Origin of the sequence: Streptomyces avidinii (genome assembly GCF_045161815.1) — a bacterium.
Classification (GTDB): Bacteria; Actinomycetota; Actinomycetes; order Streptomycetales; family Streptomycetaceae; genus Streptomyces; species Streptomyces avidinii.
Genome location: NZ_CP108863.1, coordinates 5,261,611 through 5,288,378, shown reverse-complemented (window position 1 = coordinate 5,288,378; position 26,768 = coordinate 5,261,611). Strand labels below are relative to the sequence as shown.

At 73.4% G+C, this 26,768-nt stretch carries 18 protein-coding genes; 8 read left to right on the top strand and 10 right to left on the bottom strand.

All coding sequences use genetic code 11. The features are described from left to right. The first annotated feature begins 133 nt into the window (after positions 1 to 133). Positions 134 to 2,500, top strand: a complete 2,367-nt coding sequence (locus OG373_RS23735) for a YfhO family protein (protein ID WP_405440168.1) — start codon at positions 134 to 136, stop codon at positions 2,498 to 2,500. Here the strand turns inward: OG373_RS23735 and OG373_RS23730 are convergent. From OG373_RS23730 to mfd, 3 genes are all read right to left on the bottom strand, one after another. After that, a complete protein-coding gene (locus OG373_RS23730) occupies positions 2,484 to 3,992 on the bottom strand; it encodes a protein kinase domain-containing protein (RefSeq protein WP_405440166.1) in 1,509 nt (502 codons plus the stop codon). The two genes, OG373_RS23735 and OG373_RS23730, sit on opposite strands and share 17 nt — an antisense overlap. Then, on the bottom strand, positions 3,989 to 4,573 hold the full coding sequence (locus OG373_RS23725) for a hypothetical protein (RefSeq protein WP_405440164.1): 585 nt from the start codon (positions 4,571 to 4,573) through the stop codon (positions 3,989 to 3,991). The genes OG373_RS23730 and OG373_RS23725 overlap by 4 nt, the downstream gene beginning before the upstream one ends. A gap of 249 nt (positions 4,574 to 4,822) precedes the next feature. Further along, the gene (gene mfd, locus OG373_RS23720) at positions 4,823 to 8,356 is read right to left on the bottom strand and encodes a transcription-repair coupling factor (protein WP_405440162.1); all 3,534 of its coding nucleotides are present in this window, start codon (positions 8,354 to 8,356) and stop codon (positions 4,823 to 4,825) included. Between the two features lie 212 nt (positions 8,357 to 8,568). Here mfd and OG373_RS23715 point away from each other — a divergent pair, with 212 nt between their 5' ends. Next, entirely contained in the window at positions 8,569 to 9,975 is a 1,407-nt protein-coding gene (locus tag OG373_RS23715) for a DUF2079 domain-containing protein (RefSeq protein WP_405440161.1), read from the top strand. 120 nt (positions 9,976 to 10,095) lie between these two features. Here OG373_RS23715 and OG373_RS23710 read toward each other — a convergent pair whose 3' ends face one another. Together OG373_RS23710 and OG373_RS23705 are read right to left on the bottom strand one after the other, a co-directional pair. After that, a complete protein-coding gene (locus OG373_RS23710; protein WP_405440160.1) occupies positions 10,096 to 12,678 on the bottom strand; it encodes an ABC transporter permease in 2,583 nt (860 codons plus the stop codon). Then, the gene (locus tag OG373_RS23705) at positions 12,675 to 13,451 is read right to left on the bottom strand and encodes an ABC transporter ATP-binding protein (protein WP_245385273.1); all 777 of its coding nucleotides are present in this window, start codon (positions 13,449 to 13,451) and stop codon (positions 12,675 to 12,677) included. Before OG373_RS23705 ends, OG373_RS23710 begins: the two co-directional genes overlap by 4 nt. 340 nt (positions 13,452 to 13,791) lie before the next feature. Between OG373_RS23705 and OG373_RS23700 the strand changes: the two genes are divergently transcribed. After that, on the top strand, positions 13,792 to 15,408 hold the full coding sequence (locus OG373_RS23700; protein ID WP_405440158.1) for an MFS transporter: 1,617 nt from the start codon (positions 13,792 to 13,794) through the stop codon (positions 15,406 to 15,408). A 90-nt stretch (positions 15,409 to 15,498) separates the two neighbouring features. After that, positions 15,499 to 16,368 (top strand): hypothetical protein, encoded by an 870-nt coding sequence (locus OG373_RS23695; protein ID WP_405440157.1) that lies wholly within the window; start codon positions 15,499 to 15,501, stop codon positions 16,366 to 16,368. A 205-nt stretch (positions 16,369 to 16,573) separates the two neighbouring features. On the opposite strand, the gene OG373_RS23690 is transcribed toward OG373_RS23695, so the two are convergent. Beyond that, positions 16,574 to 17,137 carry a CGNR zinc finger domain-containing protein gene (locus tag OG373_RS23690; protein ID WP_405440156.1) on the bottom strand — a complete coding sequence of 188 codons (564 nt, stop codon included), beginning with the start codon at positions 17,135 to 17,137 and terminating at the stop codon, positions 16,574 to 16,576. Positions 17,138 to 17,218: 81 nt separating this feature from the next. Between OG373_RS23690 and OG373_RS23685 the strand changes: the two genes are divergently transcribed. Continuing rightward, positions 17,219 to 18,178, top strand: a complete 960-nt coding sequence (locus OG373_RS23685) for an alpha/beta fold hydrolase (protein WP_405440155.1) — start codon at positions 17,219 to 17,221, stop codon at positions 18,176 to 18,178. Positions 18,179 to 18,218: 40 nt separating this feature from the next. Continuing rightward, positions 18,219 to 18,854 (top strand): DUF4232 domain-containing protein, encoded by a 636-nt coding sequence (locus tag OG373_RS23680; protein WP_405440154.1) that lies wholly within the window; start codon positions 18,219 to 18,221, stop codon positions 18,852 to 18,854. Between the two features lie 240 nt (positions 18,855 to 19,094). Here OG373_RS23680 and OG373_RS23675 read toward each other — a convergent pair whose 3' ends face one another. The 3 genes from OG373_RS23675 to OG373_RS23665 all read right to left on the bottom strand — a co-directional run bounded on the left by OG373_RS23675 (position 19,095) and on the right by OG373_RS23665 (position 23,603). Continuing rightward, the gene (locus tag OG373_RS23675; RefSeq protein WP_405440153.1) at positions 19,095 to 19,967 is read right to left on the bottom strand and encodes a cellulose-binding protein; all 873 of its coding nucleotides are present in this window, start codon (positions 19,965 to 19,967) and stop codon (positions 19,095 to 19,097) included. Positions 19,968 to 20,098: 131 nt separating this feature from the next. Continuing rightward, entirely contained in the window at positions 20,099 to 22,600 is a 2,502-nt protein-coding gene (locus tag OG373_RS23670) for an SUKH-4 family immunity protein (protein ID WP_405440152.1), read from the bottom strand. 7 nt (positions 22,601 to 22,607) lie between these two features. Beyond that, positions 22,608 to 23,603, bottom strand: coding sequence for an SMI1/KNR4 family protein (locus OG373_RS23665; RefSeq protein WP_405440151.1), 996 nt, complete (start codon positions 23,601 to 23,603; stop codon positions 22,608 to 22,610). Between the two features lie 231 nt (positions 23,604 to 23,834). On the opposite strand from OG373_RS23665, the gene OG373_RS23660 reads away from it, so the two are divergent. After that, on the top strand, positions 23,835 to 24,413 hold the full coding sequence (locus OG373_RS23660; protein ID WP_397730563.1) for a YwqJ-related putative deaminase: 579 nt from the start codon (positions 23,835 to 23,837) through the stop codon (positions 24,411 to 24,413). Between the two features lie 2 nt (positions 24,414 to 24,415). Beyond that, positions 24,416 to 24,922, top strand: coding sequence for an SUKH-3 domain-containing protein (locus OG373_RS23655; protein WP_405440150.1), 507 nt, complete (start codon positions 24,416 to 24,418; stop codon positions 24,920 to 24,922). 435 nt (positions 24,923 to 25,357) lie between these two features. On the opposite strand, the gene OG373_RS23650 is transcribed toward OG373_RS23655, so the two are convergent. Beyond that, the gene (locus OG373_RS23650; RefSeq protein WP_405440148.1) at positions 25,358 to 26,620 is read right to left on the bottom strand and encodes a sensor histidine kinase; all 1,263 of its coding nucleotides are present in this window, start codon (positions 26,618 to 26,620) and stop codon (positions 25,358 to 25,360) included. Between the last annotated feature and the right edge of the window lie 148 nt (positions 26,621 to 26,768).

The following is a 26,768-nucleotide window of genomic DNA, read 5'->3' as shown; positions in this document are numbered from 1 at the left end:
CCGGCATCGGCGCACCCGCCGCGCCACCCGTCACCCATCCTGGGGACCCCGGCCCCCGGGCGACGACCGGATCGGCCTCCGGCAACCCTGAGGCCACCCTTCGGTCACCCGGCGCTGCCAAGGTCGGCCCACCATGTCGACAACGCACCCCTCGCCGCGCCGCCGCAGTCTGCTCGGCTCGGCGCTCGCCGCCCTCCTCACGGCGGTGGCCGTGTGTGCCGGGGACGCCGCCGCGCGCGTCTTCCCGTACGGATCGCGCCACCGCAGCATCAATGACCTCGGCAACCAGTTCGTCCCCTTCCACGCGCACCTGTGGGACCTCCTGCACGGCCGCGCGGAGGGCGGACTGCTGTTCAACTGGCGGTCCGGATACGGCATGAGCTTCCTGCCGGACCTGGGCACCTACCTGACCAGCCCCTTCGCGGTCCTGGTCGGGCTCTTCCCGCGCGCGGACATAGACCTCGCCGTGTACGTCGTCACCGTGCTCAAGATGTCGGCCGCGGCGGCGGCGATGTGCTGGCTGCTGCGCACGCAGCGCCGCGGGCGCTGGTGGGCGGCCGGGCTGCTGGGGGCCTCGTACGCGCTGTGCGGCTGGTCGGTGATCGAGGCCTCCTACAACCCGATGTGGCTGGACGGTCTGATCGCCTTCCCCCTGCTGTGCCTGACCGGCGAATGGGCCCTGCGCGGGCGGCGGATCCTGCTCGCGCCCCTGGTCGTCGCGGTCTGCTGGACGGCCAACTTCTACACCGCCTACATGGCGACGCTGGGTGCCGCGCTGGTCCTGCTGGTACGGGTGGTGCTCACCCGGGAGGGCGCCCCGCACCGGCTGCCGGTGATCGGGCGGGCGGCCGGGACGACCGTGCTCGGGATCGCGCTCTCGGCGCCCGTGCTCCTGCCCCTCTTCCTCAGCTCCGGGCAGGCCTACCCGGGGTGGGTCAAGGAGTTCCTGCCGGTGTCCTGGGCGGACCTGTTCGCCCGGCTGCTGCCGGGGACGTACTCCTTCTCCTCCCCCGCCGTCTTCGTGGGCACCGGGACACTGCTGCTGGTGGCCGCGCTGCCGTTCCACCGGGCGGTCCCGCTGCGCACCCGGCTGTGGTGGTCGGGGCTGACCGTGGCCGTGGCGCTCTCCCTCCAGTGGGCGCCCACCCACCTGGCCTGGCACCTGTTCGCCACGCCGAACGGAAGCCCGTACCGGCAGACCTTCGTGCTGGCCGGGATCGCCGTGATCGCCGCCTGGACCGGGCTGGCGGCGGGCCCGCCGCGGCTGCCGGCGCTGGCGGCGGGTGCGGGCGTACTGGCGGCCGCCGTGCTGTGGGCGCACGACAGCACCCTGGTGACGGCGGCGGGCTACGCGCTGTTCGGCGGAGGGCTGGCGCTGGCGGGCGCGGCCTGGTGGGCGCTGCGCCACCGCCGGCTCGCTTGGCCGGCGGCCGGGCTGCTGGCCCTGGTCCTGCTGGCGCAGGCCGCCGCGACCACCGCCTACGGGCACAAGGGCAAGCTGGGCGGCCTGGACGACTACCCGTCCTGGGGGCGGGCGCACACCGCGCGCGCCGAGGCGCTGGCCGGCGCCGAGGGCTGGCCCGCGTACCGCACCGACCCGAGCCGGCCCGCGCTGTCGGGCAACGACCCGCTGCTGCTCGGCGGCGAGGGCGGCGCGTACTACAGCAGCCACACCCCGGACGTGTTCACCCGCACGATGGTCGCGCTCGGCGCCGGCTGGACCTCCCGCGGACGCAACGTCCAGAGCATCGACAACCCGGTGACGGACGCCGTCTTCGCGGTCGGCGCGCGCCTGCGGCCCGACGGCACGGTCCTGCGCGCCCAGGTGCCCCCGCTGGTGACGGTCCGCCCGCCCGGCGCCCCCCTCGCGTACGCGGACGACTCCCCCTTCGCCAACCAGGAGGCGCTGCTGGGCACCCGGGTCTACGAGGACCCGCTCGCGCCCGGTGTCTGCCGCGCGGGCACGGAGGCCTACCTGTGGGCCCCGGAGTACAACGCGACGGCCCGACTCGCGGACGGCCCCGCCTTCCGGCTGAACGGAAACGCCCCCCGCAACCGGGCGGCCCTCCAGCCGATGGGCCTCTCCCGCGGGGACTCCTCGGCCCTGGTCTTCGACGCGGCCCCGCCCGCGCGGTGGACCCTGTCCTGCCTGGACCGGGCGCGGCTCGACGGGGCGGTGGCCCACCTGCGGGCCACGGCGGCCACCTCGGTCCGGGTCGGCTCCTCCGGGGTCCACGCGACGCTCCCGCCGGGCACGACCGGCACGGCGGTCCTCTCGGTGCCCGCGATCGCCGGCTGGACCTGCAACGACCGCCCGGCCGCCGCCCATTTGGGGCTGGTGGCGATTCCGCTCTCCCCCGGCACCACCCGGGTGAGCTGCGCGTTCCGGCCGCCGGGTCTGGTCCCGGGGGCCGCCGTGGCCGGGGCGGCGGCTCTGGTCCTGGTCCTGCTGTTCGTGAGGGGGCGGCGGCGCCGGCCGGGCCTCAGCGGACCTGGCTGAGCCACTGCAGGGTGCGGCGGATCTCGGCCGGGAAGGGGTGGGCCGGGCCGTGCAGCCGTTCCGCGTCGAACAGCAGGCGGGCCAGGTTCTCGTGGGCCGCCTGGCGGTCGCCGAGGGAGAGCAGCAGGTGGGCTATCCGGCGGCGGACCTCCAGCGGCAGACCCGGGTCCGGGTTGGCGTAGTGGTTCTCGAAGAACGGGAGCAGTGAGCGGTACTCGGCCAGGGCGGCGGCCGGCTCGCCCAGTTGCTCCAGGCACTGGGCCCCGTCGTAGCGGAAGCGCAGGGACTGCGGGTCGCCGGCCGGGAACTCGTCGGCGAGGCGGCGCAGTTCCGGCAGGGCGCGGCGGTACTGGCCGTCGTCCATCAGCGTGGCCGCGTACTGCTTGCGCAGGGAGCGGACCACCGGGGAGTGCTCCCCGTGCTCGGCGGCCGCCGCCGGGAGGATCCCGCCGAGGATGTCCACGGCCTGGGTGAGCCGCCCCTGGTCCAGGAGCTTGCGGGCCTCGTCCACGGCGCCGGGGACATCGGCCTTCGGCGGCGCGGGCGGGGTGCTCGGCCGCGGCGGGACGGCCGTGGCCCGGTCCGGCCAGGGTGCCTGCGGGCGCAGGAAGGGCCGGGTCGGGTCGAGCGGGCCGACCGGGGTGCGGCCGTCGCGGGCGGGGAGCAGCGGGGCCAGGGCCTCGTAGACCTCCTGGGCGGAGGCGGGCCGGTCCTGCGGGTCCTTGGCGAGGAGGTGGAGCAGGATCTTCTCCAGCTCCTGCGGGATCTCCGGGCGCAGTTGGCGGACCGGGACCGGGGGCTCGTACAGGTGGCGGTGCAGGACCCCGAGGGCGGTGGAACCGACGAAGGGGACGTTGCCGCTGAGGAGTTCGTAGAGCAGCACACCGAGGGCGTAGAGGTCGGTGTACGGGCCCACGGCGCCGCTTATGGCCTGCTCGGGTGCCATGTACGCGGGGCTGCCGATGGGTGAGCCGGTGCTGGTGAGGCGGGTGGTGTCGGTGTCCATCACCGAGGCCACGCCGAGGTCCAGGACGAGCACGGTGCCGTCCGGCCGGACCATCACATTGCGCGGCTTCAGGTCCCGGTGCACGATCGGCACCGCGTGCACGGCCGACAGGACCGAGCACAACTGCGCGACGACGGAGACCGCCCACTGCCAGGGGTACGGGGTGTGCTCGGCGAGGTGGTCGGCGAGGTCGGCGCCCTCCACGTAGCCCATGACGAGGAAGAGTTCGTCGCCGTCACTGCCCGCGTCGTGCACGGTGACCAGGCCGGGGTGGTCGACCTGCGCGGTGACCCGGCACTCGCGCACGAAGCGGCGGCGCAGCTCCTCGGCGACGGTGCCGGGGCCGGCGACCTTGTCCGGACGCAGCAGTTTGACGGCGACGCGGCGGTCGAGCCGCTGGTCGTACGCCGTCCAGACCTGGCCCATGCCGCCCTGTCCGAGGATGCTCGCGAGCCGGTAGCGGTCGCCGATGAGGCGTTCGGTCACCGGTTCGGGTCCTGGAACGGGGTCTGATGGGGATCGTGACGCGGGCCCCCGGCCGGCGGGGTCTGCTTGCGCAGCAGCTCACTGAGCTCGTCGAGCTCGGCGCGGACCTGCCCGATGCGCGGGGGCGTGGTCGCCTGCGGGGGCACCTGCGGGGGCGCCGGGTTGGGCGTCGACGTCGGGGTGGAGGGCACGGTGGTCGCCGTGGCGGGCGGGTACCCGTAGGCGGGCCCGTGCTGCTGCGGGTGCACGTACGGAGCCTGCTGCGGGTACCACTGGGCGGTCGGCGCGTTCCGCAGGGCCTCGTGGTGCTTGATGTCCGCGACGAGGAAGTACACACAGATCGCGAAACCGGTGAGGATCGAGCCACCGGCGCCCAGGTTGCCCTGCCAGCCGTTGACATTGGGCGTGGGGTCGATCTGGATCAGCGTCATCCACACGACGGCGAGGATGCCGCTGACCACCATCAGCGCCCAGTCACGGGACTTGCGGGTGACCAGGGCGAGCCGCAGCATCGACCCCCAGGCGAGGAAGCCGCAGCTGAGGATGGGCAGCAGCATGAACACCACGCGCAATGCCGTCACACCCCCGGAATTGGACTGGGGGCCGTGCTGCGGCTGAAGGCCGGGGCCGTGCATCGCTGCTCCTGACGGGCCGTGCGGAAGAAGTTTCGGCTCTGAGGGTATACAGCGTTCCCGGCCATGAGTGAGGGGATGCGCGCAACCGTTGCACGCTCGCTGCACGGCGGTTCGCTCCACCGTGACCACACCGCCGCGCCGGTCCCGGCCGGGGACGTACGAGGTCCCCGGCCGCGGCCGCGGCCGTCGTCGGCGCTACGAGCCGAGGATCGTGGTGAGGAACTCGCCGGTCCAGGCGAGGAGCTCGCGGCCGACCACCGGCTTGCCGCCGATCTTCCCCGCCTTCGGGCGCGGGACCAGGACCTGCGAGGTGGCAGGCTTGAGTACGGTCCCCGGGTAGAGCCGCTTGAGGCGCAGTTCCTGCGACTCGCGCAGCTCCACCGGCCCGAACCGGACGTTGTTGCCCTGGAGGGTGATGTCCCCGACCCCGCAGGCCCGGGCCAGCATCCGCAGTCCGGCCACCAGCAGCAGGTTCTCCACCGGCTCCGGCAGCTTGCCGTAGCGGTCGGTGAGTTCCTCCCGGACCGCCTTGATGTCGGCCTCGGAGTTGGCGGAGGCGATGGACCGGTACGCCTGCAGGCGCAGCCGCTCGCCGGGCGCGTAGTCGTGCGGGACGTGCGCGTCGACCGGCAGCTCGATCTTGACCTCCAGCGGCGGCTCCTCCTCCACCTGGCCCTCGACCGCGGCCCGGTAGTCGGCCACCGCCTCGCCGACCATGCGGATGTAGAGGTCGAAGCCGACGCCCGCGATGTGCCCGGACTGCTCGCCGCCGAGCAGGTTGCCCGCGCCGCGGATCTCCAGGTCCTTCATCGCCACGTACATGCCCGCGCCCATCTCGGTGTGCTGGGCGATCGTCGCGAGCCGCTCGTGCGCGGTCTCCGTGAGCGGCTTCTCCGGCGGGTACAGGAAGTACGCGTACCCGCGCTCGCGGCCGCGGCCCACCCGGCCGCGAAGCTGGTGCAGCTGGCTCAGGCCGAAGTTGTCGCCACGCTCCACGATCAGGGTGTTGGCGTTGGAGATGTCGATGCCCGACTCGACGATCGTGGTCGACACCAGCACGTCGAACTTCTTCTCCCAGAAGTCCACGACGACCTGCTCCAGGGCCTGCTCCGACATCTGGCCGTGGGCCGTCGCGATCCGCGCCTCGGGCACGATCTCGCGCAGCTTGGCCGCCGCCCGGTCGATGGACTCGACCCGGTTGTGGATGTAGAAGCACTGGCCCTCGCGCAGCAGTTCGCGCCGGATGGCCGCGCCGATCTGCTTCTCCTCGTAGGGGCCGACGAAGGTGAGCACCGGGTGCCGCTCCTCCGGCGGGGTGGTGATCGTCGACATCTCGCGGATGCCGGTCACCGCCATCTCCAGGGTGCGCGGGATCGGGGTCGCGGACATCGTGAGCACGTCGACGTTGGCACGGAGCTTCTTCAGCTGCTCCTTGTGCTCCACGCCGAACCGCTGCTCCTCGTCGACGATGACCAGGCCCAGGTCCTTGAACTTCGTCTCCTGCGAGAAGAGCCGGTGCGTGCCGATCACGAGGTCGACAGAGCCCTCCTTCAGCCCCTCCAGGGTGGCCTTCGACTCCGTCTCGCTCTGGAAGCGCGACAGGGCCTTCACGTTGACCGGGAACTGCGCGTACCGCTCGGAGAAGGTGCCGAAGTGCTGCTGCACGAGGAGGGTCGTGGGCACGAGGACGGCGACCTGCTTGCCGTCCTGGACCGCCTTGAAGGCGGCGCGCACCGCGATCTCGGTCTTGCCGTAGCCGACGTCGCCGCAGATCAGCCGGTCCATCGGAACCGACTTCTCCATGTCCTCCTTGACCTCGGCGATGGTGGTGAGCTGGTCGGGCGTCTCCGCGTACGGGAAGGCGTCCTCCAGTTCGCGCTGCCAGGGGGTGTCCGGCCCGAAGGTGTGGCCGGGGGCCGCCATGCGCGCGCTGTAGAGCTTGATGAGGTCGGCGGCGATCTCCTTGACCGCCTTCTTCGCGCGCGCCTTGGTCTTGGTCCAGTCGGCGCCGCCGAGCCGGTGCAGGGTCGGGGCCTCGCCGCCCACGTACTTGGTGACCTGCTCCAGCTGGTCGGTGGGGATGTAGAGACGGTCGCCGGGCTGCCCGCGCTTGGCCGGCGCGTACTCCACGAGCAGGTACTCGCGGGTGGCGCCCTGGACCGTCCGCTGCACCATCTCGACGTAGCGGCCCACGCCGTGCTGCTCGTGGACGATGTAGTCGCCGGCCTCCAGGGTCAGCGGGTCGATGGTCTTGCGGCGCCGGGTCGGCATCCGGCCGAGGTCCTTGGTGGCGGTGCGCTGGCCGGTCAGGTCGGTCTCGGTCAGCACGGCCAGGCGCAGCACCGGGTCGACGAAGCCGTTGTCGATCGAGCCGCAGGCGACGTGGACCAGGCTCGGCTCCAGGGCGCGCAGTTCCGGCTCCAGGCGGGCCGCGATGCCCTCGCCGCCGAGCACCTCGACGGTACGGGCGGCCGGGCCGTGGCCCTCGGTGAGGTAGACGGTGTGCCAGCCGTCGGCGATCCAGCCCTTGGTGTCGGCCAGCGCCCGGGCGGTGTCGCCGCGGTAGGCCTCCGGGGCGTGCATCCCGAGCTTCAGGGTGTCGCTGCCGCCCGCGGTCTCGTCGGCGGCGAAGGGGGACACGGACCACCACATCATGCCGAGCTCGCGGGCCCGGTCGCGGACGTCGGCGATCCCGCGGAGCGAGGCCGCGCCCACGTCGATGGGTGCCTCGCCGCCGCCCGCGGTGGCCGCCCAGGAGGCCATCAGGAACTCCTGGCTGGTGGCCACGAGGTCGGCGGCCCGGGTCCGGACCCGCTCGGGGTCGCAGACCACGGCCATCGACCCGGCGGGCAGCACGTCGATCAGCAGTTCCATCTCGTCCACGAGGACCGGGGCGAGGGACTCCATGCCCTCCACGGCGATCCCCTCGGCGATCTTGTGCAGCAGCTCGCCGAGCTCGGGATGGGCCTCGGCGAGGGCCGCGGCCCGCTCCCGTACCGCGTCGGTCAGCAGCAGCTCGCGGCAGGGCGGGGCCCACAGTCCGTGCTCGGCGATCTCCAGGGAGCGCTGGTCGGCGACCTTGAAGTAGCGGATCTCCTCGACCTCGTCGCCCCAGAACTCGATGCGCAGCGGGTGTTCCTCGGTGGGCGGGAACACGTCGAGGATGCCGCCGCGCACGGCGAACTCCCCGCGCTTCTCGACGAGCTCGACCCGCGCGTACGCGGCGGCGGCCAGCGCCTCGGTGATCTCCCCGAGGTCGGCGCCGCCGCCCTGCCGCAGGCTGACCGGGACCAGCTCCCCGAGTCCCTTGACCTGCGGCTGGAGCACGGACCGGATGGGCGCGACGAGCACGCTCACCGGCCCCGCGGCCGGGTCGTCCTTGCTCGGGTGCACCAGGCGGCGCAGTACGGCGAGCCGGCGGCCCATGGTGTCGCTGCGCGGGCTGAGGCGCTCGTGCGGGAGGGTCTCCCAGGACGGGTAGTCCACCACTTCGTCCGGCGGCAGCAGGGAGCGCAGCGCGGCGGCCAGGTCCTCGGCCTCGCGCCCGGTGGCGGTGACCGCCAGCACGGTCCGTCCGGTCTGCCGGGCCAGCGCGGCGATCGCGAAGGGACGTGCGGCGGCGGGGCCGACCAGGTCCACGTGCATGCGCTTGCCGTCCCCGGCCGCGGATACCGCCTCGGTGAGGGCGGCATCACGGGTGACGGCGTCGAGCAGTCCGTGCAGGCTCATGAAGAGGCTTTCCGTCCGGTGAAGGTCTGGGGGTGTGAAGGTGCGGGGTGCGGGGCGGGCAACGCGAAGGACCCGACACGTCGCACGGGCCGGGGGTTCCCACCCTACGACGACGCCCCTCGCGCCGCTTTACGATGTTCGTGTTGTGACTGTCCGAGCTCGCCGCGTCGTCTTCCGCCGGGGAGACGACTTCCCCGGAGGAGCACGAGTCCGTGACGAGCGATGCGATAGCCCGCCCGGCGCCGGTGGTACCGGCATCCGAGAAGCCGGACCGGTACGCGTGGGCACCGCCCTGGCTGGTGGCAGCCGGCCTGTTCGTCGTCTACCTCGCCCTGTCCGTCGGGCGGTTCCGGCGGATGGACTGGGCCTCCTGGGACCTGGGGATCTTCGAGCAGGCGATCCGCGCCTACGCGCACCTCCAGGAGCCCGTCGTCGACCTGAAGGGGCCGGGGGCCAACATCCTCGGGGACCACTTCAGCCCGATCATCGCGCTCGTCGCCCCCGTCTACCGGGTCTTCCCGGGGCCCCTGACCCTGCTGGTCGTACAGGCCGCGCTGTTCGCGCTGTCCGCCGTGCCCGTGACCCGGGCGGCCGTGCGGTTCCTCGGCCGGCCCCGCGGGCTCGCCGTCGGCATCGCGTACGGGCTGTCCTGGGGCATCCAGCGGGCCGTGGAGTTCGACTTCCACGAGATCGCCTTCGCCGTGCCCCTGCTGGCCTTCGCCCTGGAGGCGGTGCTCGCCCGGCGCTGGCGGGCCGCGCTGCTGTGGGGGGTGCCCCTGATCCTCGTCAAGGAGGACCTCGGCTTCACCCTCGCCGCACTGGCCGTCGTGGTGGCCTGGCGGGCCAGGGCCACCGACCGGCGGATCACCGTGATCGCGCTCGGCGCCGCCGCCGCGGCCTGCGTCTTCGCCGTCCTTGTGTTCACCGTCGTCATACCGGCCTTCGCCACCGCGGGCTACGGCTACTGGGACAAGATCGACGGCGCGGGTCCGCTCGGCGGCATCGGCACCAAGCTGACCACCCTGGCCTGGGTGCTGATCCCCACCTCCGGGCTGCTCGCCCTGCGCTCGCCGCTGCTCCTGGTCGCCGCGCCCACCCTCGGCTGGCGGTTCCTGTCGGGGGACGACCACTACTGGTCCACCGACTGGCACTACAGCGCCGTGCTGATGCCGGTCGTGACGCTCGCCCTCGTCGATGCCATCGACACCGTCCGGCGCAGCGAGCGGCCCTGGCTGCGCTCGTACGCCCTCCAGCTGCCGACCGCCGTGCTCGCCGCCGCCCTCGCCCTGAGCGCGACCGCCATGCCGACGGCCAAGCTCGCGGAGGCCCGTACGTACGAGAAGCCCGAGCGGGTCACGGCCATCGAGGAGCTCCTGGACCGGATCCCCGACGGGGCGACCGTGGAGGCGGACACCACCCCGCTGACCCGGCTGACCTCCCGCTGCCGTGTCCTGTGGATCGGCGGCAGCAAGGGCGTGGTCCCCGACTGGATCACCATCGACAACTCCTCCAAGTGGGCCGGCGAGGACCCGACCGGGTACGCCCGCCAGCTCCACCCCGGTGAGCAGTTCACCCTGGTGGGTGAGGCGGCCGGCATCGTCCTGATGCAGCGGGGGTGAACCGCCCTCCGGAGCGCGCCCGGAGCGCCTCCGGAACGCCCTCGGAAACGACGCCGGAAACGACGCCGGTCCGGAACCCGAAGGTCCCGGACCGGCGTTCCCCCGAACGATCGTGAGCGGTTACTCGCTCGCGATCGCGTTCAGAACGTTCATCCGCCCTGCCCGGAAGGCCGGGACCAGTGCGGCGAACAGGCCCACGAAGGCCGAGGCGGCGAACACCCCGAGGATCGTCGGCCACGGGATCTCCAGCACCTTCAGGCCCTGGAGCGCCAGCAGCTGCTGTGCGCCGATCCCCCAGCCCATGCCCAGCCCGAGGCCGAGCAGGGCGCCGAAGAGGGCGATGACCACCGACTCCAGGCGGATCATGCGGCGCAGCTGGCGGCGGGAGAGGCCGATGGCGCGCATCAGGCCGATCTCGCGGGTCCGCTCGACCACCGACAGGGCCAGGGTGTTCACGACGCCCAGGACCGCGACGATGATCGCGAGGCCGAGGAGCCCGTAGACCATGTTCAGCAGCTGGCCGACCTGGTCCTTGAGGGACTGCTTGTAGTCGGCCTGGTTGAGCACCTTGTACTGCGGGGATTCGGCCAGGGCCGCCTTGACCGCCTGGTACGCGGCGGCGTCGGACTGCCCGTCCTGCGCGCTGGCCAGCAGCATGAAGGGGAGCGGCAGCTTGTCGGCCGGGACGTTCGCCCGGGCGACCTCGGTGCTGATGTACTTCGCGCCCTTGTCGAGGTTGCCGTCGTCGTTGGTGATGGCGGCGACCTTCAGGCTGACGGTGTTGCCGCCGACGAAGGCGACCTTCATCGTGTCGCCGACCTTCACACCGTGCTCGGTGGCGTAGAGCGAGCCGACCGACATGGCCCCGGAGGCGTAGGCCTCCTTGTGCTCGCCGGCGATCATCTTGCGCCGCACGTCGTCGGCGTACGTCGGGTCGGTGACGCTCAGTGCGAAGGTGTCCGCCGAGCCGTCCGGGGCGGTGACCGCGGCCTCGACCTGCCGGTAGGCGGTGACGTGGTCCAGGCCCCCGGTGGAGCGCAGCGCCTGCTCGGCCTGCGGCATCACCGGCTGGCCGGTCTGCGACTGGACGATGAAGTCCGCGCCGACCGACTTGTCGAGCTCCTCGGTCGCGGAGGCCACCATCGAGGAGCCGACCACCGACAGGCAGGCGACCAGCGCGAGGCCGATCATCAGCGCGGCGGCGGTGGCACCGGTGCGGCGCGGGTTGCGCAGGGCGTTGCGCTCGGCGAGCCGGCCGACGGACCCGAAGGGCCGCAGCACCACGCCGGAGAGCACCCGGACCACGCCCGCGGCGAGCAGCGGGCCGATCACGATGAAGCCGATGAGGGTGAGGACGACGCCCAGGCCCAGCCAGAGCGATCCGGGTCCGGCCTTCTCGGCGGCCGTGGCGAGGTAGAGCGCGGCGCCGCCGATGCCGGTGAGGACCAGGCCGAGGACGGCGCGGACGACGCCGGCCTTCTTGTCGCCCGGGGTACCGGACTCGCGCAGCGCGGCCATCGGGGAGACCTTGCCGGCCCGGCGGGCCGGGACGAAGGCGGAGATGACGGTCACGATGACGCCGAGGACGATGCCGATGACCGGGGTGGTCCAGGCGATGGTCAGGTCGTCGGTGGACAGGTGCATGCCCATGGAGCCCATGAGCTTCATCAGGCCGATCGCCAGGCCCACGCCGGCGCCGACACCCAGGACCGAGCCGACGATCCCGAGAAGGAAGGCCTCCAGGACCACGGACTTCAGGACCTGCCCGCTGTCGGCGCCGATGGCGCGCATCAGGCCGATCTCGCGGGTGCGCTGGGCGACCAGCATCGAGAAGGTGTTGAAGATCAGGAAGATGCCGACGAGGAAGGCGATCCCGGCGAAGCCGAGCATCACGTACTTCATGACGTCGAGGAAGGAGCCGACGTCCTTGCGGTTGGCGTCCGCGGCTTCCTTGGCGGTCTGCAGCTTGTACGTGTCCGCGCCGACGGCCGTGGCGATGTTCTGCTTGAGCTGCTCGTCGCTCACCCCGTCCTTGGCGGTGACGTTGACGTGCGTGAAGGAGCCGGGGGCGCCGAGCAGCGCCTGCTGCGAGGTGGCGGTGTCGAAGTAGACGATCGCCGCACCCGGGTTGGTCACGGTGAAGGTGGCGATACCGCTGATCCTGGCGCGGATGTCGCCGGTGATGGCGATGGTGCGCAGTTCGTCACCGAGCTTCAGGTGGTGCTTCTCGGCGGTGTCGGCGTCGACCATCACCTCGGTCGGACCGCGCGGTGCGTTGCCCGAGGTGATCTTCATGGACTTGAGCTCGTTGTCGCTCCAGTTGCCCGCGATGGTCGGGGCGCCGGTGGTCGAGCCCATGTTCTCGTTCTTGGAGTTGACCACCGTGACGGACATCGACACGACGCCGCCCTCGGCGCTCTTGACGCCCTCGGCCTTGCGGACCTGCTCGACGGCCGAGCCGGACAGGATCTCGGGGCGGCCGCGTTCGGGGGTCTCGTCCCCTTCCGCGGCCTCCTTCGGGCTGACGGTCACGTCGGAGCTGGTGACGGCGAACAGCTTGTCGAAGGTGGTGTTCATGGTGTCGGTGAACACCAGGGTGCCGCAGACGAAGGCGACGGAGAGCAGGACGGCGACGGCGGAGAGCGCCATCCGCCCCTTGTGGGCGACGAAGTTGCGCCGCGAGGTCTTCAGGACGGTGCTCATGAGGTCCGCCCGCGCGCGTCGAAGTCCTTCATGCGGTCCAGGACCTGGTCGGCGGTGGGCCCGTACATCTCGTCGACGATCCGGCCGTCGGCGAGGAAGATGACGCGGTCCGCGTAGGAGGCGGCCACCGGGTCGTGCGTGACCATGACAATCGTCTGGCCGAGCTCGTCCACCGAGCGGCGCAGGAAGCCGAGGACCTCGGCGCCCGCCCTGGAGTCCAGGTTTCCGGTCGGCTCGTCGCCGAAGATGATCTGCGGGCGGGCGGCGAGGGCGCGGGCGACCGCCACGCGCTGCTGCTGGCCGCCGGACAGCTCGGTCGGGCGGTGCTTGAGGCGGCCGGCGAGACCGACCGTCTCCACGACCCGGTTCAGCCACTCCGCGTCGGGCTTGCGGCCCGCGATGTCCATGGGGAGCGTGATGTTCTCCAGGGCGTTGAGCGTGGGCAGCAGGTTGAAGGCCTGGAAGATGAAGCCGATCCGGTCGCGGCGCAGCTGCGTGAGCTTCTTGTCCTTCAGCCCGGTGATCTCGGTGTCGTCCAGGTGGATCTGGCCGCTGGTCACCGTGTCGAGACCGGCGAGGCAGTGCATCAGCGTGGACTTGCCGGAGCCGGAGGGTCCCATGATCGCGGTGAACTGGCCGCTCATGATGTCGACGTCCACGTCGTCGAGGGCGACGACACGCGTCTCCCCGGAGCCGTAGGCCTTGACGACCTTGCGTGCCCGGGCCGCGACGGCTGCATGCCCTCCAGTGCCCCCGTGCCTGGTTTCGGTCATAGCCGTTGTCACGGTCTTTCTCCTTCTTCGAATGCGTGCGTCCGATGTGCGCGTCGCCGTCATGAAGTCTCCGCCGGACGGAGTCGCGGCGCGCTGGTGCCCATCGCCGTATCCGCCCGGGGGTTAACCCCACCCCTCGGCTCCTGCTGCGTGGGTTCCAGTCAAGGGGACATCGGGCCACCCCACCTCCTCCGCCGGGAGGAACGGCCCCTGGCCCGTTGTGCGGAGGGACCCCTAGGGGATCTGCATCCTTCGGCCTACGCGACCCCGGGGGATACCGCCGGGCACGCGGCGGTGAGATGGTGTTCCCCGCAGTTACGTGCAGGGGGAAGGAATCTCGGTGGCATCGGCGGAGGGCACCGGCGCGAGTCCGGACGGCATACCCGCGGGGCGTCCGGACCACACGTCCGGAGCAGGGGTTTCGGCCCAGGACGGAACCGGCGGCGCACCCCCGGAGAAGCCCGCCGCGCGTCCCGCGGCCCCGGTCGTCGCCTCGCTGATGCTCGGCATGGCCCTCGTCGCCCTCGACAGCACCGTCGTCGCCACCGCCGTCCCGCAGATCGTGGGAGACCTCGGCGGGTTCTCCGTCTTCTCCTGGCTCTTCTCCGGCTACCTGCTCGCGGTGACCGTCACCCTGCCCGTCTACGGAAAGCTCTCCGACACCTTCGGCCGCAAGCCCGTCCTGCTCTTCGGCATCGGCCTCTTCCTCGTCGGCTCGCTGTTGTGCGCGTCCGCCTGGAACATGGCCGCCCTGATCGCCTTCCGCCTGGTCCAGGGCCTGGGCGGCGGCGCCCTCCAGGGCACCATCCAGACCCTGGCCGCCGACCTGTACCCGCTGGCCGAACGGCCGCGGATCCAGGCCCGGATGTCCAGCGTCTGGGCCACCTCGGCCGTGGCCGGCCCGGCGCTCGGCGGACTGCTCGCCTCGTACGCGCACTGGCGCTGGATCTTCCTGATCAACCTGCCGCTGGCCGGCCTCGCCCTGTGGATGATCGCCCGTCACCTGAAGGAGCCGGTACGGTCGCCCGGGCGCCGGGGGCCCGTCGACTGGGCGGGGGCACTGGGCGTCTTCGCCTGCGGCGGGCTGCTGCTCTTCGCGCTCGTCCAGGGCGGGGTCGCCTGGCCCTGGCTGTCCGCGCCCTCGCTGGGCCTGCTGGGCGCGAGCGCGGTGCTGGCCGCCGTCGTGGTCCGGGTGGAACGCCGGGCCGAGGAACCGATCCTGCCCGGCTGGGTGTGGCGCCGGCGCACCATCGCCGCCGTCAACCTGGCCCTGGGTGCGCTCGGCCTGCTGATGGTCGCGCCCATGGTGTTCATGCCGACCTACGCGCAGTCCGTGCTCGGCCTCGGCCCCGTCGGCGCCGGGCTGGTCATGTCGGTGATGACCCTGAGCTGGCCCGTCTCCGCCGCCTGCAGCCAGCACGTCTACCGGCGCATCGGCTTCCGGAACACCGCGGCCGTCGGGATCGGCCTGGCCGCGCTGATCCTCTACTCCTTCACCCTGCTCCCCTACCCCGCCCGGCCCTGGCAGCCCGCACTGATCATGCTGCTGCTGGGCGGCGCCCTCGGCCTCTTCCAGCTCCCGCTGATCGTCGGGGTCCAGTCCACCGTGGGCTGGGCCGAGCGCGGGACCACCACGGCCTCGGTGCTGTTCTGCCGGCAGGTCGGCCAGAGCGTGGGCGCCGCGCTGCTCGCCGCCGTCGCCAACGCCACCATCGCCGCCCGCCTCGCGGAGGCACCCGTGCCCGGCCTCCCGGAGCACCTGGACGACGTGGCCGAGGCACTGGAACGGCCCGAGCTGCTCCCCGGCGCCGCCGCCGACTACCTGCGCGAGGCCGTTGCCCTCGCCGTGGAGCACATCTTCCTCGGCGCGACGGCGGCCGCCGTCGCCGCGCTGCTGGTCCTGCTGCTGGTGGCCCCGCGCCGGTTCCCCGTACTGCCCGACCCGGGCCGTGAGTAGCGGGAGCGGGCGGAGAACGGAGGGTCGGCTTGTCATGGCCGGGCCAGTAAGTGACCCTCGTGGCAGGACCGTATCCGGGGGGACCACACCATGGCATCCGCACTCTGCGCACTCGCATTACTGGCCGCGCTGGCCGGCCCGCTCTGCCTGCGGCTCCGCCGCCGTCCGGGCTTCGTCACCGGCCGCGACGGGCGCCTGTCCACCTCGACGGCGCTCGCCCTCGCCTGGACGGTGATCCTGCTCTGGCTGCTGCTGGCGATCCTCGGCCACGGGCTCACCGCGGGCGGCGGGGTCGCGTACTTCCGGGGCGCCGACGGCCCGCTGTCCACCCTGACCACGGTGTACCTGCCGCTGCTCGGCGGCCCGTACGTGGCCCTGATCGCGGCGAAGGCCGTCGTCGGCCTGCGCGTGGAACACGGCACCCTGGCCAAGCCGGCCGCCAGGCCGACCGCATCCGGCCGCCGGCCCCTGCGGGAGCTGATCGCGAACGACAGCGGGCGCACCGACCTGGTGGACCTCCAGTACGTCGCGCTCAGCGCGGTCACGATGCTGTACGTGGTGCTGTTCTTCCTCTCGGACGTGGGCGGCGGACTCCCGCGCCTGCCCGCCGAGATGTGGGCCCTGACGGGCGCCCCGGCGGGCGCGTACCTGGTCAACAAGCTGGCCGTGCGCGCGAACCCGGTGATCACGCACGTCTCGCTGGAGGACGGCCGGCTGACGGTCGAGGGCGGCGGCTTCGCCCCGGGCCCGGCCGGCCCCCCGACCCTCCTCACCGTCGACGACATCCCCCTCCCGGCCGGGACCGACCCCCTCACGGGCGCCCTGACCGCCACCCTCGATCCCCCGAGGACACCTCCGTTCACGGTGGTCGTCACGGCCCGGGGCCTGCGCAGCGACCCGTACCGCTACGAGTCCCCCTCGAAGCCGGCCGTCCCGGCCCAGCAGCAGCCGGCGGGCTGACCTCCCGCCAGGCCGTCTCTTTCGGATCCTGCCGGGCCCGCGACGCCCGGCACCGCACCTCGCCGCGTTGTCGGGCCCGCCCCGGTACGTCCAGTACAAGGACGACCCTCCGCCTTGCGAGGCTTCCCCTCGGCCCTGCGGGCCTGGGGAGACCCCATGGCGCCGGACGCCGCGGGCTCGGCCGACAAGATTCGAAAGAGACCGCCTAAGCCGGGGTGTCGCCCTTGTGGCGGGCGTAGTACCGGGCCACCCGGGCGCGGTTGCCGCAGACCGACGCCACGCACCAGCGGCGCCGGGGGTGCGCCGGCAGGAAGAGCAGGACGCAGTCGTGCGCCTCGCACTCACGCACCTGCCCCACCCGCGGGTCCGTCAGGAGCTCCGCGACCGCCTCGGCCAGCTCCGCGGCGAGCCGACGGGCCGGCTCGCCGCCGCGGTGCGCGGCGGCGACCGTCCCGCCCTCCTCGGTCCAGGCCAGCACGCGGTACGAGGGCGCCGCGGCCAGGGCCTCGTTCAGGACGCGCAGCACCCCGGCCGGGGGCCCCTCACCGCGCCGCACGGCGTCGAGCGCCGGGCGCGCGGCCTCCCGTACGGCCCGCACGGCGGCCACCTCCGCCGTGCCCACCGCGGCGACCGGGGTCAGCCGCCCCGCCTGCGCGGCCAGCCAGGCCGCGAGCCCGGCCGGGTCGGCGACGAGGTCGCCCGTGGCGGCCTCCGTGTTGAGGAGGTCCAGCGCGAGGGGCTCACCGGTGAGCGGAAAGGTCACTGTCACCAGCCTAATGCTACTCCAAGGCCTTGACCCATTAGCGATCACCGGCAAGACTAATGGAAACAAGGACGCAGGAGGCATGTGATGACCACGGCTCGCCGCACCATTCCCACCATCCGGCACCGCACCGTCGACGTGGACGGAGTCGGCGTCGCCTACCGCGAGAGCGGCCCCGCCGACGGACCCGTACTCCTGCTCCTGCACGGCTTCCCCACCGCCTCCCACCAGTTCGCCCGCCTGATGGACGCGCTCGGCGGCACCCCGTACCGACTGATCGCCCCCGACTACCCCGGCTTCGGCCGCACCGAGACCCCGGCCGGGTTCACGTACACCTTCGACCGGCTCGCCGACATCGTGGAGGGCTTCACCGAGGCCCTCGGCCTGGACCGCTTCGCCCTGTACGTCTTCGACTTCGGCGCCCCGGTCGGGCTGCGGCTCGCCACGCGCCGCCCGGAGCGGGTGACCGGCCTGATCGTCCAGAACGGCAACGCCTACGAGGAGGGCCTCTCGGACGCGGCCCGCGAGTTCGCCAGCCTCCGGCGCGAGGTCCCCGGCAACGAGGAGCGCGTCCGCGGCCTCTTCACCCTGGAGGGCACCCGCTTCCAGTACGAGACCGGGGTCGCCGACCCCGACCTGCTCTCCCCCGACAGCTGGACCCTCGACCTGCACCACCTGGGCCTGCCGGGCCGCGCGGACGCCCAGGCCGACCTGGCCTTCGACTACGCCTCGAACTTCGCCCACTACCCCGTCTGGCAGGGGTGGCTGCGCTCCGCCCGGATCCCGGTGCTGGTGGTGTGGGGAGCGGGCGACCCCTTCTTCACCCCGGCGGGCGCGAAGGCCTACCTCCGCGACGCCCCGGACGCCGAGGTCCACATCTTCGAGGGCGCGGGCCACTTCGCCCTGGAGACCCACCTGCCGCAGATCGCCCCGCTGATCGAGGACTTCCTCAGCGGTCAGGGCGAGCAGGGATCGGGCGTGCGGTCACGTACTGAGTCCGTAACGGTCCCTCGGAATCGACTCGCCGATGCTCCCTCCAGGGAATGAACGGAGCGATCGACCAGTCCACTCGCACACGGGGGCCACCTTGCGCACCAGTTGGAGAACCTACGCACTCGGAGCCGCGACCCTCGCCGCGCTCCTCTCGTCCACGGCCTGCAACCCGGGCATCGCGGACACCAAGAACCCCACAACCTCCAGCCCTTCAGCGGCCGGCACGAACAGCCCCACGCAAGGCTCGACCACGGGCACGGCCACGGCCACGGCCACGGCCACGGTGGCGTGCAACGACAACGACCTCAGCATCGCCACATCGGTCTGGCGTCAGGACTCGGGCCAGCACCTGCTCATCACGGCCACCAACTTCACCGACAAGACCTGCACCCTCTACCACTACCCGTACATCGGTTTCGGCGCCGTCATCGACGGCCCCATCGATGCGATGGGGCCCGCGCCGCAGGCAGTCGCCACGATCGGGCCGAAGGAGAAGGCGTACGCGGGCCTGTTCCTCTTCCGGGGGAGCGAGCCGACGGTCTCCGTCGACGCGGTGTCCATCGGCTACCAGGACCGCGCCCTCAACAGCAACAGGGAGTCCTCGATGCTGGACGTCGCCCTGTCCAAGGAGATCGGCTCCCTCAACGTCGGAACCAACGCCCGGGTCACCTACTGGAACCGCGACGTCCGCGCGATCGAGGACTTCCTCTTCAGGTCGGGCACCCCCTAGGACGGGGACGGGGTGAGGTGTCGGCCGGGACGTAGAACGTGATGTGCCGGCGCGGCATGAGCCCGTACGGACCGCTCCGCCCAGGGCGCCATGAATCATGCAGTCCCGGACGACACCCCACCCCGGCCCCGGCCCCGGCAGAACCCCCGCCGCGCCACGGCAGCAGGGAACCCGCACAGCACCGGCACCGGCCCCGGGCCCGGGCCCGGGCCCGGGCCCGCAAGATCCGAAAGAGACGGCCTAGCCCTCCGCAGGAGCCCGCCCCGTCAAGGCCGCCAGACTGGACCGGACATGGTTCATGTGCGCCCGCAACTCCTCCGCCGCCTCCCCGTGCTCCCGCAGGAGCCTCCGCGTCTCGCGCCCGATCCGCTCCTCCGCCACCCGCGCCCCCGCGACCAGCTCCGCGGCCCGCGCCTCCGCGTCCTCCTGCCCGTGCCGCGCCGACTCCTCGGCCTCCGCGAAGCCCCGCCGCGCCTCCGCCGACCGCGCCTCGGCGTACCGCTCCAGCTCCGCATGGCGCGCGTCCACTTCGGCCTCGCGCGCCACCAGCTCCCGCTCGGCCGCCTCCCAGCGCTCCGCCTGCTCCTGCTCGCGCTCCGCCAGCTCCGCGTCCGCCCGCCGCCGCGTCTCCGCCAGCGCGGCCACCGCCTGAGCCCGCCACTGCTCCGCGTCCTCCCGCGCCGACGCCCGTACGTCGTCCGCCTCGCGCTGCGCCCGCAACAGCCCCTGCCGGGCCCGTACCTCCGTCTGCTCGCGCACCGCCTCCGCGTCGCCCCGGGCGAGCTCCGCGACCCGGTCGGCATGCGCCTCGGCCGCGCCGAGCGTCGCCGAGGCGTCCACCCGCGCGTCCGTCCGTACGGCGTCCCCCTCCTCCTCCGCGAGCAGCAGGATCCGGCGGGCGCGCTCGCTCAGTTCGTCGTACGTCTGCGGAGCGAGCGCGGAGACCGCCTCCCGCAGCCGCGCCGCCTCCGCCTCCATCTGCTTGGCCAGGACCGTCAGCCGTGCCACCCGCTCCCAGGCCTCGTCCCGGCTCCCGGAGAGCCGGGCGAGATACCGGTCGACCTCTTCCATGCGGTAGCCGCGACCGCGCACGGTCGCAATGGGTGCACTCATCCTGGATGCGCCTCTCTCGCGGGGATTCCCGTCAAGGATGCGTCATTTGCTCCCGGAAGCCCGAATGGCCGGGCCGAGACCCTGTTCGAAGGTCCCGACCCGGCCATCCAATCGATCATCCGATCAACCGATCAGAGCAATCCGTCCCACATCTGCTCCAGCAGCACCGACCACCAGCTCTCCGGCGAGGACAGCGCCGCGCTGTCGAGCCCCGCCAGGTTCGCCTGGAAATCGACCGTCCAGCGGCCCGCCTGCTCCGGCGTCAGATGCTGGCGCAGCCGCCACATGTGACCCAGCATCGCGAGGGACCGTACGAACTGCGGCAGGCTCGAATTCACGAACTGCGGCGGCACCGGAGCACCCCCGGGACCGCCCTCCACCGGCACCGCGACGATGTGCGCCGTGCCGTACTGGACGCACAGCGCCTTGCCGAAGTCGCTGCCGATGACCAGGTACGAGCCCGCGTCCGAGGCGGGCTGCACCTGCCGCTGCTGAGCCAGCTCGGCCAGCGTCGGCACCGGCTGGCCCGGCACGGCCTGCGCCCAGAAGAACGGCCCGAAATCGACCGGCAGACCCGACCACATCAGTGTCTGCGCCACGATCTCCGGCACACCCTGACGGGACACGGCCCGCTGGTCGAAGCGGAACACGCCCTGCGGTCCGAAAGCGGCCGTCAGCTCCTGCCCGATCGCCTCCAGCGGGATCGCCGGCTGGAGCGGAACCTGCGGCAGCGGCGCCCGTACCGGCGCGGGGCGCGCCGGACCGTCCGCCACCTGGTGCAGCTCGCCCTGGTGCGTGAGCAGGTGCCGCATGCCCTGCTGACGGCCCGCGTGGTCCTTGCCGTACGGGGCCACGCTCGTGATCCGCACCTGCGGCCAGGTCTCCCGGATCATCCGGGCGCAGTAACCGCCGGGCAGTTCGCAGGACTCCAGCTCGGTGTGCAGTTCCAGCACCTGCTGCGGCGGCACGTTCATGGCGCGCAGCTCGTAGAGGATCTGCCACTCCGGGTGCGGGGTGCCGGGCGCCGAGCGGCGGATGAGCTGCTGCTCGGAGCCGTCGGGCGCGCGGTAGCGGAGCACGGCCTGGTAGCCGGGGCCGACGGTGGGCGCCCCGGTCGGGGCCGGGGGCTGCGCACCGGGTCCGACGGGCGCACCCGGCGGCGGGCCGGGCGGACCGGGCGGCTGCGGAACACCGGGGCCGGCCAGCATCGTCGCGGCGTGGTCGAGCCCACCACCGGGCGCCCCCGGCGCACCGGGAGCACCGGGCGGCTGCGGTACGCCGGGACCCGCGAGCATGGTGGCGGCGTGATGGGCCCCGCCCCCGGGAACACCGGGCGGACCGGGCGGCGTCGGCGGCTGACCCGCACCCGGAGCACCGGGCGGGCCGGGCGGCGCCGGCGGCTGGCCGGTGACGGCCGGACCGGCAAGCATCGTCGCGGCATGGTCGATCCCCCGGCCCTGCGACCCCGGAGCCCCCGGCGGACCGGGCGGCGCCGGCGGCTGACCCGCACCCGGAGCACCGGGCGGGCCGGGCGGCGCCGGCGGCTGGCCGGTGACGGCCGGACCGGCAAGCATGGTCGCGGCATGGTCGATGCCCCGGCCCTGCGACCCCGGAGCGCCCGGCGGACCGGGCGGCTGCGGAACGCCCGGGCCGGCCAGCATCGTCGCGGCATGGTCGAGCCCACCACCGGGCGCACCCGGCGCACCGGGAGCCGCGGGCGGACCCGGCGGCGTCGACGGCCGGGAGACCTGGGCCTTGCTGGTCGGCGCGTCCGCGATGTCGCTCGCCGCGGAACGGTTCGCCGAACCGCCCGCCGAGCCGCCCGCGGAAGCACCGTCCGGCGCCCCCAGTGCGGGCACGATCGCGGTCCTCGGCAGCTGGCTGCCGCCCGCCATCAGCGTGGTCTTCGCCTCAGGGGCCACCCCGGACGACGGCGCGTCCTCCAGGTCCGACCCGGACAGCGGCGGCGCGAACACGGTCGCGGGCAGCGGCACGGACGCGTCGTCCGCACCGGAGTTCACATCGGTACCCGCCCAGGGCGTGGCACCGGTCGGCACCGCGGCCGGCACCCCGTCGTTGGCCGTGGGCTCGTACGGGATCTCGCCCCCGCGCCGCAGCGGCACGGCCTCGACGGGCGCCGGTACGGGCGCGGGCCCGGCCGGGGCCGCGGCGTCGGCGGGCGCCGCCGGGCCGGAAGCCGCGGCGGCCGGGGCCTGGGCCACCGGCTCGGGAGCCGGCGTCGGAGCCGACCTCGGCGCGATCCCCGCCCGGTCCGCGGCCTCCTGCAGCCACTCCGGCGGGCTGAGCATGAACGAGGTCTGCTCGGAGTCGATCCGCGGTTGCGGGACCGAAGCCTCCGAAGCAGCCGCGGGCACGGCCCCGTACTCCTCCTCGTACCGGCGGATCACCTCACCCACCGGCAGTCCCGGCCACAGCGTCACCTCCCCGCTGTCCCGCGCGATGACCAGCCGCTGCCGCCCACCACCGGACACGGGACCGGCCGCGCGATCCTCCGCCCACACCACGAACCCGAGCCCGAACTCCCGTACGCGCACCTCTCGGTGCTGGTACGCGGGCACGTCGCCGTTGATCCACTCCTCGGCGCGCTCCTGCGCCTGCGCAAACGTCACCATCGCGCGCTCACCCCTCCACCGGTGCCGAACCCGACACCGGAACCGAACGTGCGAATCCGCCGTCCACCATCAGACCGGCCACCGTCTCCAGCTCCGGAGGGTTACCCGCCAGCCGCTCCAGAAAGGCGTCGAAATCAGCACCGCACGGCAGCAACAACCGCTCCACGCGCTCCTGGACCGACCAGCCGTCCCGGTCGCGGGCATCGTCGTACGGGGAGAACCACACCGAGCCGATGCCCTCGCCCTTGACCTTCAGCGCGATCAGCCCGCCCTGGGCGAAGGCCACGCACAGGTAGTCCTTCGTGAGGTGGTCGCGCAGACACTTGTTGACGTACACGAGGTCGTTGATCGCCGCCTCCTCGCGCACCGTGAAGAACGGCTGGTCCACCAGCAGACCGAGGTCCACGTCCAGGCCCGCCCCGGCCGGTGCGCAGCCGCCCGCGGCCTTCAGGAACGAGCGGTACGCCTCCGGCAGCCGGTAGCCGAGGTCCTCCTCGACGCCCTGGACCTGCTCCTCTGCGACCGACACCACGGACTTCGGCAGTCCCAGGTGCACCGGGCGCACCTCCTGCAACGGCCGCGTACCGCGCTTGTCGTGGTCCACCGGAGCCGTCGTCAGGCCCGCGTGATGCCGCAGCAGGGCCTTCACCTCGACCGGGACCAGCTCCATGCGCCGCGAACCGGACACGTGGTGCCAGGTCCAGCCGTGCGGGGTCGCCACCGGCCCGACCGTGTCCCACAGCTCGTGCCCGGCGGCCTTCATCGCCGCGTTCGCGGACACGTAGTCCGTCAGCCGCAGCTCGTCCACGCCGAAGCCCTCCGGCGGTTCGGCGATCTCCACGGCCGCGCGCGCGTAGGCGGAGAAGTCCGGATGCCCATTGCCGTCCATCCGCACCCCGTGGGGATGCCGAGCGGCCCGGACCGGGTCCGGGAAGTGCACGACCTGCCCCGAGTAAGCGGCGTTGGGTGGCGCGGCCTGCTGCCCGAGCCGACCTGTCGTCATGGCGGTAGCCCCCTGCTGGATCTGGCTGGTTCACCACAGCCTATGCGCTGGGGCAAGAGCCTCACCCTCGGCCGACCGGCGCACCCGCCCGAGGGCCAGGAACATCCGAATTGATACGAATATTCGACCCCACTTCCGCATGACAGGTGACGTTTGACAGGCTGTCCCCGCAGCACGGGGGCGTGCGCGACAGCGGTCACCACCGCCGCCACGGGAGGGAAAAGCGCGACCATGCACAACACGGCAACACGCACAGATTCCGGCGACACCGCGCCGGGTGCACCCGGCGCACCCGGCGTGCCCGGCCCGGCCGGCGAGGCCGCCGGTCCCGCCGGCGACCCCCGCCTGCGCTGGAGCAGTACGGACGGCCGCCCCGCCGTGCCCGTCCTGCGGTTCCGCCGGGACGGCATCCTCCCCACCGTCGCCGCCGCCCTCTCCGTACGCGGCGAGACCCTCACCGGCACCGCCGGCAAGGCCGATCAGCCGCCCGTGCTCCACCCGCTCGTCCAGGACTTCCTGGACACCCTCACCAGCGGCCAGCGCGAACGCTTCACCGGCCGGTGTCCGGAGGCGATCCTGCTCTCCCGCCACCTCACGGCCGTCGAGGGCGCCCGCTCCCGGCGCGCCTCCCGCAAACCCCTCTCGCCGAGCGAGGCCCGCCGCTCCCTCAAGCACGCGAAGATCACCGCACGCCGCATCCGCGAGGACGGCGACCCCCTCCACGGCAGCTACGCCCCTCCCTGCCGCTCCTGCGACGCCCTCCTCGCCCACTTCGGCGTACGCTCCGTCGACCTCACCCCAGCCGAGTAGCCATGACCACCGCATCCGCCTCGTACGACCGCTCCTCGGCCACCCGCTTCCCGGCCGCTGTGGACTCCGCCCTGCGCACCGCCGGCTGGGAGCCGGGCCGCTGGGACATCAAGCAGGCCGAGTACTGGGCCGACGCCCTCCGGGACCACACCACGCCCGCCGGACACCGGCACGCCGTCTTCCCCGCCGCCGTCGAGGCGTGGGCCGAATTCGGCGGCCTGACGGTCACCGCGCCGGGCGCGGGCCGCCAGATCGCCCCGACGCCGGTCCGGATCGACCCGCTCACCGGACTCCACCTCGCGCGCACCTTCGCCGACCTCGGCCGGGCCCTCTCGACCCAGCTCTGCCCCCTGGGCGTCGAGGCCGACGGCGGCTCCCACCTCGCGCTCGACCGCGAGGGCCGCGTCTACGGCATCGACCACACCGGCGACTGGTACCTCGGCCCCACGGTCGACGAAGCCCTCACCCTCCTCCTGACGGGCCTCCAGCCGACCCGCCTGACCACCTAGCTCCCGCCGGGGTTGCCGACTCCGAGGCTCTGCCCCAGACCCCGCGCCTCAACCGCCGGCGGGGCCGGGCGCTGTGGGGCGGTGCCCCGCCGGAGTGTCTCCTCGGCTCGCGCGGTGCGGCATGTCGCGGTTGTGCCCGGTGGTGCGCGCTCGTCCTGCGGGGACACTCCGCCGTGTCCCCGCCCCATGGCGTGCTCCGACAGTGCCCCGAAGCCGCCCCGACGCGTGGGGAGCGGGGACGGGGAGGGGTGTCCCCGCAGGACGAGCGCGCGACCGCCGGGTACTGCCGAGATGGCCCGCACGCGCCGAGCCGAGGAGACACCCCTCCACGGCCCCGCGCACCGGCCCGCACCGGCCCGCACCGCGCCCGGATCCCGGCCCGCAGGACGACTCGGACCCGCCCGCCCCGCCGAGGGAAGGACGCCGACGGCCCGGCTAGGCCGTCGGGAGTACCGCCGACACCCGGAAGCCCCCCGCGTCCGTCGGCCCGGACACGAACACCCCGCCCAGCGCCAGCACCCGCTCCCGCATCCCGACCAGCCCGTTCCCCCCGCTGGGAAGCCCCGGCTCGGTGGCCTTCCCGTCGCACGGGCCGTTCTCCACCTGCATGGCGATCTCCCCCGACCGGTGCGCGAGGCGCACCACGACCCGCGCGCCCGGGGCGTGCTTGTGGCAGTTGGTGAGCGCCTCCTGCACCACGCGGTACGCGGTCTGCTCGATCTCCGCCGCGTACCCCGCCCCCTCGCCGTGCACCAGCATCTCCACCGTCATCCCGGCCGCCCGCGACTGCCCGACCAGCACCTCCAGCGCGTCGAGCGAGGGCCCGTCCTCCGCACCCCCCACGAACGCCACCGCCGCGACGGCCACGGCCGGCACGGGATCCACCACCGCCGGCTTGGGCGCCGCCCGGAGCACGCCGAGCATCTCCCGCAGCTCCGTCAAAGCCTGCCGCCCCATGTCCCCCACCAGCGCCGCGTTCTTCGCGGCCCGCGCCGGGTCCTTGACCGCCACCGCCTCCAGCGCGGCCGCGTGCACCACCATCAGCGACACCCGGTGGGCCACCACGTCGTGCATCTCCCGCGCGATCCGGGTGCGCTCCTCCGTACGGGCCCACTCGGCCCGCTCCTCCGCCCGGTCCGCCAGCAGCGACAGCTCCCGCTCCAGCGAGTCCGCGCGCTCCTGCAGGCTTTCCATCAGCCGGCGCCGGGCCCCGATGTAGAGCCCGAACAGCACCGGCGGCACGGTCAGCGCCACCGCGACGAACGCGGACAGCACGACCACGAGCGTGGTGTCGGCCTCCACGTCCCCCCGGGTGCGCAGGTACATCACGACGAAGGTCGCCGCCAGCGACATCGAGGCCAGCGTGGCCGTGATCCGGCGGGGCACCTCGGAGGAGGCCAGCGTGTACATCCCGACCACCGCGAGCAGGAACCCCATCGCGGCCGGCGACACGGCGATCCCCACGAGCACCACGGCGATCGGCCACCGCCGCCGCAGTACGAGCGTGGCCCCCACCACGAACCCGAACAGCACCCCGACCGGGGTCGGCAGCCCCGCCTCTCCGGCGAAGGCCACGCCCTCCCACGCACACTCCACGGCGGACAGGCCGCCGAGCACCACGTCCTCCACGGCATCCCGCCGCCGCGCCCACCACAAAGGCGGCCCAGCGCGGCCTTCCACTTCCCCCGTACTGGTCATGCCGTCCAGCGTACGGGCGGCTTCCGCGACGCCCGGGGCAAATAACCGCCACCGAAACGGCGGGGACGGGTACCGTCGCGGTGAGGGCAGGTGGTACGGCATAGTAGGGACGGCCAGCTTGATCGGTACGCCGAAATGTCCGATTGAG